7 protein-coding genes and 1 pseudogene are annotated in these 10,873 nt (G+C 39.8%); 2 read left to right on the top strand and 6 right to left on the bottom strand.

The window, feature by feature from the left end; translation table 11 throughout:
- Window positions 1-884, top strand: a pseudogene (locus CV014_RS28400) (zinc-binding dehydrogenase); the annotation flags it as partial.
- A 282-nt stretch (window positions 885-1,166) separates the two neighbouring features.
- Here the strand turns inward: CV014_RS28400 and CV014_RS28395 are convergent.
- From CV014_RS28395 to CV014_RS28375, 5 genes are all read right to left on the bottom strand, one after another.
- The gene (locus CV014_RS28395; protein WP_236145072.1) at window positions 1,167-2,042 is read right to left on the bottom strand and encodes a sensor histidine kinase; all 876 of its coding nucleotides are present in this window, start codon (window positions 2,040-2,042) and stop codon (window positions 1,167-1,169) included.
- A gap of 41 nt (window positions 2,043-2,083) precedes the next feature.
- Window positions 2,084-2,845: a response regulator gene (locus CV014_RS28390; RefSeq protein ID WP_236145071.1), complete on the bottom strand. Its 762-nt coding sequence runs from the start codon at window positions 2,843-2,845 to the stop codon at window positions 2,084-2,086.
- A 32-nt stretch (window positions 2,846-2,877) separates the two neighbouring features.
- Complete coding sequence (locus tag CV014_RS28385) at window positions 2,878-7,062, bottom strand: PAS domain-containing protein (RefSeq protein WP_236145070.1); 4,185 nt, start codon at window positions 7,060-7,062, stop codon at window positions 2,878-2,880.
- A 287-nt stretch (window positions 7,063-7,349) separates the two neighbouring features.
- Window positions 7,350-9,023, bottom strand: coding sequence for a glycosyltransferase family 39 protein (locus CV014_RS28380; RefSeq protein ID WP_236145069.1), 1,674 nt, complete (start codon window positions 9,021-9,023; stop codon window positions 7,350-7,352).
- A 12-nt stretch (window positions 9,024-9,035) separates the two neighbouring features.
- Window positions 9,036-9,737, bottom strand: coding sequence for a diacylglycerol/polyprenol kinase family protein (locus tag CV014_RS28375; RefSeq protein ID WP_236145068.1), 702 nt, complete (start codon window positions 9,735-9,737; stop codon window positions 9,036-9,038).
- 63 nt (window positions 9,738-9,800) lie between these two features.
- Here CV014_RS28375 and yidD point away from each other — a divergent pair, with 63 nt between their 5' ends.
- Window positions 9,801-10,043 (top strand): membrane protein insertion efficiency factor YidD, encoded by a 243-nt coding sequence (yidD, locus tag CV014_RS28370; RefSeq protein WP_236145073.1) that lies wholly within the window; start codon window positions 9,801-9,803, stop codon window positions 10,041-10,043.
- A gap of 14 nt (window positions 10,044-10,057) precedes the next feature.
- Here the strand turns inward: yidD and CV014_RS28365 are convergent, their stop codons facing one another.
- Window positions 10,058-10,777, bottom strand: a complete 720-nt coding sequence (locus tag CV014_RS28365; RefSeq protein WP_236145067.1) for a hypothetical protein — start codon at window positions 10,775-10,777, stop codon at window positions 10,058-10,060.
- Window positions 10,778-10,873 lie beyond the last annotated feature (96 nt).

Below are 10,873 nucleotides of genomic sequence, written 5' to 3'. Positions count from 1 at the left end.
CAGTGTCAAGCCAGGAGATCATGTCATTCCCTTATACACACCTGAGTGCCGCCAATGTGCTTATTGTCTCAGGCTTTAAAACAAATCTCTGTCAAGCTATTCGTTCTACCCAAGGCGGGGTGTCATGCCTGATGGTACTAGCCGCTTCAAAATTGGCGGAGAAATGATACATCACTACATGGGTACTTCTACGTTCGCTAACTATACAGTGCTGCCCGAAATCGCCGTTGCCAAAAATTCGGGAAGATGCCCCTTTTGACAAGGTTTGTTACATCGGTTGTGGCGTAACTACAGGTATAGGCGCAGTTATTTATACTGCCAAAGTAGAACCAGGGGCGAATGTAGTAGTGTTTGGTTTGGGGGGCATTGGCTTAAATGTCATCCAAGGGGCGCGGATGGTAGGAGCAAATATGATTGTGGGGGTAGATATTAATCCCAGCAAGCGCGCTTTGGCAGAAAAATTTGGGATGACACATTTTGTCAACCCCAATGAAGTAGAGGGAGATTTAGTTAGTTACTTAGTTGATTTAACTAAAGGTGGTGCTGATTACAGCTTTGAATGTATCGGCAATGTCAAAGTCATGCGTCAAGCCTTAGAATGCTGTCACAAAGGTTGGGGTGTGAGTGTAATTATTGGTGTAGCAGGTGCAGGACAAGAAATTAGCACTCGTCCGTTTCAATTAGTGACTGGACGCGTGTGGAAGGGTTCAGCTTTTGGTGGTGCGAGGGGACGCACAGATGTACCGAAAATTGTTGATTGGTATATGGATGGAAAAATTAATATTGATGATTTAATTACCCATGTAATGCCTATTGAGCAAATTAATGATGCTTTTGATTTAATGCACAAAGGTGAATCAATTCGCAGTGTGGTGACTTTTTAACAAAAGGGAAACAAGAAAATATATTTCCTCCCCTTTTGCCACTACGGTACACACAAATCTTATAGTATGTGTTAGCGTTCGCGTAGCGTCTCGTAGAGAAGCGGGACGTTATTCCATACGAATTGGTATCATACCAATTCACTAAAAATGTGATTCAACTGCAAACGCCACAAGCTATGCTGAGTCTCATTTTCTTAATTTTGAATTTTGAATTTTGAATTTTGAATTTGTATTAACCCCCCTTTAAAAAAAGGGGTGAACTGAAGCTAGTAACATTATTGACTAGTCCTTATTCCCTGTTAATATCTCTTTCTTTACCATTAAATTTAAAGGTAACTGTACTGTAAAAGTGGTTAAATTATTACTACTTATTACCTCAATTGTACCTTGGAGATACTCCACTAACTTTTTTACTAATGCTAACCCCAAGCCTGTGCTGCGATTTTGCCAAGCCTCAAATTTATTGATAGGTAAAGTTTTATCAAAAATTGATAGCTTATCTGGTATTTTGTTTTGAGGAATTTGGTAAAAGGGTTCAAAAATACGAGATTGTTCTTTTATGGGAATCTCTACCCCTGAATTATGCACACTGATTTGTAAAGATGGCAATAAGTGAAATTCAATGCCGTCATCTTTAACAACTGGATTTTCATTACGGCTGGGGTTATTGGTAAAATGGGCAGTTACCGTAATTCTTTCCATTGGAGGAGTATACTTACAAGCATTGGTAAGTAACTCTGAAAAAATCCGATGCAAAATACTTAAATCAGAAACTAAAGTTGGTAAATCTGGTGCAATACTAACTTCCAAAATTTGCTGTTGAGTTTGAGTAATATTGTGAAATCCCTGAATTAACTGAGGTAGCCATTCTTGAACTTGAATTTTAGTTAATTCTAAAGGATAAACTTCTGCATCCATGATTCGCATACTCAGCAAATCATCAACTAAGTTTAATTCCTGTTCACATTCATGATTAAGAATATTTAAATAATGTAATGTAGTTTCAAAAGCTTCTGTCGCAAAAGCTTTGAAAATATTCTGTTGTTCGATAATATTTTTTAGTGTATTTATAGCCATTTTCATATTTGATAATGGCGTTCGCATTTCATGGGAGGTAGCGGCTAAAAAATCCTCTTTCAATTGATTAATTTTTTGCATTTCTGCAATTCGCAGTTCTAGTTGACGAGAACGTTCAGCCGCTAGGTTACGTTCTTCTGTAATTCGCCTTTGGGTGTCATCGCGAACACCATAACGGCTCCTGTCACTTCACCATAATAGTCTTTTAGACAAGCTGCACTATCTGCAACTGGTATGAGTGAACCATCTTTCGTTTCTAAGAGAGTGTTACCACTAAAATAGACGGTGCTTTTTTGTTGGATAGCAAAGATGAGAGGATTTTGTACAGGTTGTTGAGATTTTTCGTCAATCAGTTTTAAAATCTCTGTAATTATTTGATTTTTGACTTCATTGAGTCGCCATCCTGTAATTGCTTCGGCAACTTGATTCATGTATTTAATTTTTAATTGTGTGTCAATCACAATTACTCCATCCCCCATTCCCCGCAATACAGAACACAAAAATTGTTCACGTTCGTAGCGGTTGAGTGCTGTTTGAATAGCTACATACAGTTCTTGTTCCCTAATAGGTTTGAGGATGTAACCAAAAGGAAAGGTGAGTGTAGCTCTTTCTACAGTGCTTTGGTCAGAATGTCCTGTGACGTAAATAATAGGAATTTGAAGAATATCCCAAATAATTTCTGCGGCTTGGATACCGTCAGTTTGCCCTCTTAATCGAATATCCATGAGGATTAAATTAGGGCGTAATTCGCTAGCTTTAGTAATTGCTAACTCGGCTGTATCGGCAATATCGACAACAGTGTAGCCCAAGGATTCTAAGGTCTCTTGGAGATTGATGGCCAAGATATATTCATCTTCGACAACTAACACCTTAATAGTTGCCATATTCTGTTTATTTGAGGAAAGAGTGACCATACTTATACCCTACCTGCTGTAAAGGAAATTTTAAATTCCGTTCCCTGGCGACTGTAAATTTCTAGCTGACCTCTCAACTGTTTGACTAGACCTTGAATCAGAGTCATACCGAGAGTTTTGCTTTTTTTCTGCTCAAATTCCGCAGGTAATCCGATGCCGTTGTCACGGACAGTAAGTGTTAAATCATGGTTGGTGATCTGGGACAAAATTACTTGAATTTCGCCTCTATAATTCACAGGGAAGGCATATTTTAGAGCATTAGAAACTAATTCGTTAATAATTAAGCCACAGGGGATTGCAGTCTCAATGTCGAGTCTGATGTTTTCAACCTGGATCTTTAATTGTATCTGATTAGAATTAACATTATAAGAGTCAAAGAGATGTGTTGTTAAGTCAGGAATATATTGAGCAAAATTGATGTTCGCCAGGTCATCGGAACGGTAGAGTTTTTCATGTACGAGTGCAATGGAAGCAATCCGATTTTGACTGTCTTGAAGAATAGCTGTGGCTTGATGATCTTGGGTACGTCTACACTGCATTTGCAGGAGACTACTGACAATTCCCAAGTTATTTTTGACGCGATGGTGAATTTCTTTGAGTAATACTTCTTTTTCCTTTAATGATGCTTGGATTTTTTCTCCTGCTTGCTTTTGTTCTGTAATATCTTGCTGCACAGCTACAAAGACTGCACCATATTCAGGATGCTCAAAGACGCAGATGGTGGCACTACACCAAAAAGGTGTCCCATTTTTTTTAACATTATGTACTTCACAGGTAATTTCTATTTTTTGGGTAAGGCTAGTAGCGATCGCTTCGTGAACTGCTGTTGCTGCTTCTGGACTATCGGCATAATTCACAATCGAGATATGCTGACCGATTAATTCTCCAGAGTCATACCCAAACATTTGATCAAATTTGGGGTTAGTGTAGACAATTACACCGTCAGAGGCTCTAACTAAAAGAATTCCCTCTGCCATGTTGCGAGCAATTACCGCCTGCAATTCTAACATTTGCTCAGTGCGTTTGCGATCGCTAATATTAATACTATTGCCAACAATTCGATAAATCCGTGAGTTTTTATCCTTTAAAGGAGTCAGGCTAGTAATCCACCAAGTTAATTGACCTTGAAATGGTAAACACTCTTCATAGGTGATAATGGCTCCATTATTAACACAATCTTGATAATTTTTGCGTACTCTTGCTGCTGCATCTGTTGGCAGAATTTGGTCTGGAGTTTTGCCATTGATTTCACTCAGGGAAAGACCTGTAAGTACCTCGTGAGTGCGGTTTAAACTGACATAGCGAAAATCACCATCAATCACATCAAGGACAAAAATTGCTTGCCCTACACTATCGTAAATACTACGTAAAAATTGTTCTTGCTCTAGCAGTGCTTGTTTGGTTTGGTGGAGATCGCGCATTGCTGCTTGCTGTTGTGTAATGTCTGTCACCCTGACAAGATTAATATCTTCACCAGCAACCAAAATGCGTTTTACAGCCAGGTTTCCCCAAAAAACATTCCCCTGTTTAGTGACGCATTCGACTTCTTTACTAGAAAAACCTTGACGATTAATTTGGTTAATGCAATCAGCCATTTCCTCTGGGGTTAATCCTTGTTTGCGTAAAGTTCGACCGTCAATCCCGATGAGTTCCGCTTTACTGGATGCGCCAAACATTTTGACGGCTTGCTGATTACAATCAATGATGATTAAAGTTTCTGTGTCCACCAAAAACAGCGCGTCAGCAGATTCATTAAAAATAGCTTCCCGCAGGTTGCGACTGAGCATTATTTCTAACTCAGCTTGTTTACGCTCTGTAATATCTAGAATTGCTCCAATGAGCTTGATGGCTTTTCCTTGTCTATCCTGGGCTACTTCAGCTCTAGATTCTAGATAACGAATGGAGCCATCAGGGCGAATAATGCGATATTCACAGGAGAACAGGCTATTATGTGCAATGGTTGCGGTAAAGTGACTCTGTACTACGACGCGATCGTCTGGATGAACCATCGCTAAAAATTCGGCTGGGGTTGGTTCCGGTTGCTGGGGATCTAAGCCAAAAATTTCAAAACTTTCCGTTGACCAACTGCGCTGGTGTGTATTGATATCCAACTCCCAGCTGCCAACATGGGCTATTTTTTGCGTAGTAGCTAGTCTTGCTTCACTATGACGGACTTTTTCTTCAGATTCGATGCGTTCAGTAATATCCTGGGCAGTACCATACAGGCGAATGACTTGACCTTGATTGTTAAACTCGGCGTGTCCGATGCTTTCAATGTAAGTGAGAGCATCATCCGTGGTGAATTTACGCAGGAGCAATTTATAAGTTTCACCTGTCAGCATAGACCGCTTGACAGCTTGGTCTAATTTTTCCCGATCTTCTGGATGATACAGTTCGAGATTAGCTTGATAAGTTGGTTCTGGTTGGGTGGGATCTAAGTCGAAGAGGTGAAATAACTGTTGTGTCCAAGTAATTTTTTCTGTAACTAAATCAAACTCCCAACTACCCAAACGGGCGACTTGTTGTGATTCTGCTAATAATGCTTGATTTTTGCGGAGTGTTTCTTCATTGTTCTTTGTTTCAGTAATATCTACTATTAATCCATCCCAAATCACGCAACCGCTTGGATCTCGATGGGGTGTAGAACGTATCTGCAACCACTTTCTTTGACCACTAGGGGTGCAAATTTGAATTTGGGTATTCAATACACAAAGATACTGGTAAGATTCCTCAATGGCAGTGGTGAATTGGGGAATATCTTCTGCGATCACTTGATGGTAAAGTAAACTGTAATCTTGGATTGCATCTTCGGCGGTGACTTCCATTAAGGTTTCAATTCCTGCACTCAGATATGTGAAGCGATCGCTACGATCTACGTCTCGAACAACTTGATATATTGCCCCATTAGGGAGGTTATCACCAATGGTTCGCAGCATAGCTTCCCGCTCTTGTAAAGCCATTGCTGTGGCTTTGCTATCGCTGATATCTCCCAGAGAACCAACTAAGCGGACGGGATTTCCTGATTCGTCCCACACAGCTTTAGCACGGGAGCGAAACCATCCATAACTCCCATCTTTTCGCCGTAGACGATACTCAACACTGTAGCTGTCTGTTTGTCGCTGTAAATAAGCTGTTTGCTCACCTAAAATTCGTTCGTAATCATCAGGGTGAATGCGTTTCGTCCATTCCCCATCCCAGGTGGTGAGTTCGTGGCGTTTGTAACCTAGTAACTCATACCAACGGTGGGAACGGAAGGTTTGATCATTAGTAATATCCCAGTCCCAAATGGCTTCTTCTGTACCGGCGATCGCTAATTCCCATCGTTCTTCACTGGCTTTAAAAGCTGCTTCTGTTTGTTTTTGGTTTGTGACATCACTACTAATCCCTGTCACCACCCAGTAGTTGTTCTCTACATCCTGGCGGGAAGTGTAAGTAGCAGAAATCCACCGGAGAGAACCGTCTTGATGATAAAATCTATACTCTACGGTGCTGGTACGACCCGCAAAGATATCTGCAAACAAGGGCATAATTACTGTTTCCACATCTTCTGGGTGAACCCTTGACATCCATAGATGCTTATTTTGGATAATTTCCTGGGATGTATAACCAAATATGGCTTCACAACCCAGAGATTGATATTCATATTCCCAATCGTAATTAGCAAATACCCGAAAACTCACGATAGAAGTGGTAACTGCACTATTGAGAATATCGTTTAAGCGAGATTCAAAGGTGCAAGAAGGTGTTTCCTTTTGGGAGAGTAATTCAGTCAGTTGCAGTAATTGAAAAGAATGACAGTTTTGTAATATATCTAGGATAGTGGCTGATGTCACTAAGCCTAATAACTCTCCTTGATGGTTAGTGACGGGTAAGTGGTTAATCTGATGTTGTTGTAGTCTCCTGAAAATCGTTGGCAGATCCTGGGCTTCTGTTTCACTTAAAGTGACTACAGGTTGGCTCATAAACTCAGCAATAGTTATATCAGCTAACTCCCTTGGAGCAGTCAGCGATGGCGTTCCGCCTAGCGTAGCTGATCGCACGAGGTCGGTTTTCGTAAAAATACCTAGAAGTTTTACCTGTTCTAGAATCAGTACGCAACTGGCTTGTGTTTGATTCATCAGATAGATAACTTCAAGGACTGGTGTGCAGGGTGCAACTTTTACCAATGCTTGTTTTTTGGTATTCAAGAGACTCGACTGATAGATATCCATCTAAGTGAGAATTTAATTTAGTTGCAGCAAATAATTATTTACTGTTTAACTAAGCATTAGTATTGATGTATACCGCATTTTTTTACAAAAATATATTTTTTCTCACAAAATGTCTGCAATTTAGTAACGAAAATATAAAAAGCCTCTGCTATTTACATAGTCAGAGGCGGTTTGTATGGTGTGAGGAGCAAACATAAAGTTTACTTATAGACAATTCTAAGCGGCTATTGTGACAAGATGGTTACAAAACCTTGTCCAAAGTATTACGACTTTTCCAAAAAATTACATTGGTACAATTGGTAGGGAACACCGATGCGGTAGTGATGTTGCGGATCAATTTGACAGGTAGTCTGTGCAGATAAATTTAACTGTTGAGGGTAATCCCTGCGTCTGAGTCCTGGGGCGACTATCCATAAATGTAAAGGTGATGTGACGTTAACTGAGAGTTGTGATAGTTTTTTCCAGACATTGGATACATCAGGCGATCTACTGACAGCAATAAAACCATCAGAATGGGATGTGTGATTTCTGATCTGCTCTAAGGCCAGTGCAAAACTTAGTCCTAAAGCGATATCTTGGTAACTATCATAGGTAACTACCAACATCACAGGTAAAGATGGTGCAGAATTCATATTGCGCGCCACCTGTTCTGGTTGAAATGGTTTTTGAAAGACAAAATTAGTCACGACGAAAAGACTGCTTAATACCCCAACTATTAGCAAAATTGCTAATAGTTGAAAATTTCGGCTTTTTGCAGGCGGAATTTCACTCAAACTAGCAGCCAGCAAGGCACAACAACTGGGATAATAGACAAAGCTATAACGGGGAATAGCCGTAATATCCTTACCGGATAAATAAGCGATCGCCAGACACTGTAACATCACACCAGCTGTAAACATGAGTAGTGTGAATGTAGCTCCATGTGTTTTATCTTGTTTCCATAGCTGTTGGGATCTGGGAAATAACTTCACTCCTAACCACACAGCAAAAACTAACATCAATAATCCGCAGATAATGGTGATGATTAATGGTTGATTTTCCACTGGTAAAGCGATTACCATTAACACCAAATTGAGCAGGGTTTGATAAAAAGGTGCGAAAATACCAGGAGAATTGAGCCAACTAGTTTCAGACCGTTGAGCATGATTCCAAGTCACCAATAGCCAAGGCAGAAAACAAATAATAATAGTGGTAATAGATAAACAAAAATATAATATAATCTTTCTTGTAAAGCTGGAATTTTGGTATTTAGACCGATAAATTAATAGTGACAAAGTGAAAATCTCGGCGATAAAATCTAAAATAAAAAAATAGTGAGTATAAAACCCGATAATATTAACTAAAGTCCAGAAAAACCATACCTTAAATCTCACACGTTCCTGACTTATATCCTGTTGGATTTGCATTAGTCCCAATAAGGATAAAGTGATGAGGAACATAGGTAAAGTATAGTGCCGCGCTTCTTGAGAAAGGTAGACAGCAAAGGGAGACACTGCCATGAACAGGGCGGCTACTATGCCAGATATTTGTGAAAAAGCACGATAATTGACGGCATATATCGCCACAATCGCCCCGACACCAAATAACGCGGGTAGCGATCGCAATTTCATCACCCAGTCATCACTAGATATTCCTATCCATCCTAGCCAGCGATACATCCCACAAAAAAATAGGGGAGGATGGGTAGATTGATTAGTCAGATTTTGAGCAATTTCGCCACAGCTAACACCAGACCGAAAAGTAAAAATCTTGGGGATATCTTGGAGATTAACCAATACATCTAAAGGTAAATCATGATAATTTTTACCTAAACTGAAGATGGCAGTAATCACTTCATCCATCCACAAAGGTTTGAGTTCTAGATCCCAAAAACGTAAAATCAAACCAATGGCGATCGCTCCGATTAATCCCAATCTACGAATTTTGATAATTGCCATATTGCTGAATGCTTAGTACCATGACTGCATTAACACATATGCTAAAACTGCACTACCTAAAGGTACAGTCAAGTTATCAACACCCAGAAACGAACAGGCTTCTAAACTAGTAGCAGTAAAGGCAACTGCTAGGGATACTGCCCAAATTTGCCAAATATTGCCAAATACACCCAATAAAATCAGAAAACAGACTAAAAAGCTGACTAAAAACATGGCTAAAGAACCTTCCCAGCTTTTCTGTGTTCCCAACACTTTATACTTGTGTTGACCAAAACGTTGACCTACTAAAGCAGCGAGTCCGTCACCCCAGCACATGACCATCATCCCAATAGCTGCATACTGTGGTTGTTGTAGAGACCAAAAGCTAGCGACTAATACCCCGACGCTAACAGCGTAGAAAAATGTCCCTAAACTTTGTCTGCCGACACTATTGATACCAGGGAGAATTGGCAGAATGTAAGATAGTAAAGTGACAATACTCGCTAAGATAGAAGCACCGATGCCGATGCTGGCGGGAATATTTAGCCACCAAGCAATTAAAATAACGTGACCAGCACCAATATGCACTATTTTGCGGAGAATCTCCGGGTCTTTAGTTGCAAAACGATTGACAAATCCGGCGATCGCTAGAATTAAAAACACCCAAGCTGCAACAATGGTAATTTGCAGCCATAGTGGTGGGGTGAGGATGAAATCAGGAAATTGAGTTAACAAAGGTGCTACAAGATAGAAAACGTTTTACCCTTGTTATCAATGTATAAGATTTGGGCGACGATGATGAAGCAATTATTTATTTGGTTGATTAAAGGCTACAGAATATTTATCTCACCCCTATTTCCTCCCACTTGTCGTTTTCAACCGACCTGTTCGATGTATGCAATTGAAGCTATTGAGAGGTTTGGCGTGTTTCGCGGTAGCTGGATGGCGACAAAGCGCATATTACGTTGTCACCCCTTCCACCCTGGTGGTTATGATCCTGTTCCCGAACTAGAAAATCAGGGAAATAATGAAGGTAAATAGTCATCTCAATTGTCTTACTTTAGGTAAGATTTGATTTTCTGTTCTGTGGATTCGCTAATAATTTCCGTCCCCATCTTGGGTTGTTCAAGACTAACCCGAACAAAATTTGTCTTGTCTGCTGATGTAAATTTATTGTCCCCGTTAGAGTCTTTAATAATTCTGATAAAAACTGCATTTTGACTGGGGAGAACAACCCAATTCAGGACTTTGGTGTTTGGTGGCGTAACCTGCTGAAGATTTTTTCCTGATACATCTGAAATATAGCCAATTACAGCATCTTGTGCATCTAGCTTTTTGTCTTTGTTAGTATCTTGATCAATAATTCGATATAACCAAACTCTTGTAGGGGGTTTACCAGCAGATTTTGTTTCTATCCACTCGTAGGTATTGATAATTGCTTTTTTATCTAGTAGTAGATGAGTTTCGCCGTCTTGTTTACGATAAAAGATTAAGTTGTATAAAGGAGAATAATTTTCTTTATAAGAACGAGAGGAATCTAAAATGCTGCCTTGATCTCTATCAGTCTCTTTAACATTCACAGGTATCATCACATAATCTGACTGCTCCTTGATAATCAGATCCCCATAGCTAATTGTCAGTTCTTTTTGTTGTTCTTGAGCAATAGCTTGACCTTGTTCTGTTGACCTATCGATTTTGGTACGACAAGAGAATAAAAAACTAACTAAGAATAGAGCCAATGTAATTTTCCCTAACCAGTAATATTGATGTTTCATGTTGTTTACTGAGTAAGATTTGCTGCTATTCTATCTTAGTCTCGATCATGACCGCGAAAGTATCACTTCACTTCTCTACGAGATGCTTTTGCTAGC

The sequence above is a fragment of the Nostoc sp. CMAA1605 genome, assembly GCF_021596505.1.
GTDB lineage: Bacteria > Cyanobacteriota > Cyanobacteriia > Cyanobacteriales > Nostocaceae > Trichormus.
The sequence above is the reverse complement of the archived record's forward strand: the minus strand, read 5'-3'. Positions and strand labels throughout refer to the sequence as shown.

Bases quoted from the DNA above. Each gene is read 5' to 3' on its own strand.
- CV014_RS28395 (WP_236145072.1), bottom strand. From the start codon at position 2,042: ATGCAAAAAATTAATCAATTGAAAGAGGATTTTTTAGCCGCTACCTCC.
- CV014_RS28390 (WP_236145071.1), bottom strand. From the start codon at position 2,845: ATGGCAACTATTAAGGTGTTAGTTGTCGAAGATGAATATATCTTGGCC.
- CV014_RS28365 (WP_236145067.1), bottom strand. From the start codon at position 10,777: ATGAAACATCAATATTACTGGTTAGGGAAAATTACATTGGCTCTATTC.
- CV014_RS28380 (WP_236145069.1), bottom strand. From the start codon at position 9,023: ATGGCAATTATCAAAATTCGTAGATTGGGATTAATCGGAGCGATCGCC.
- yidD (WP_236145073.1), top strand. From the start codon at position 9,801: ATGAAGCAATTATTTATTTGGTTGATTAAAGGCTACAGAATATTTATC.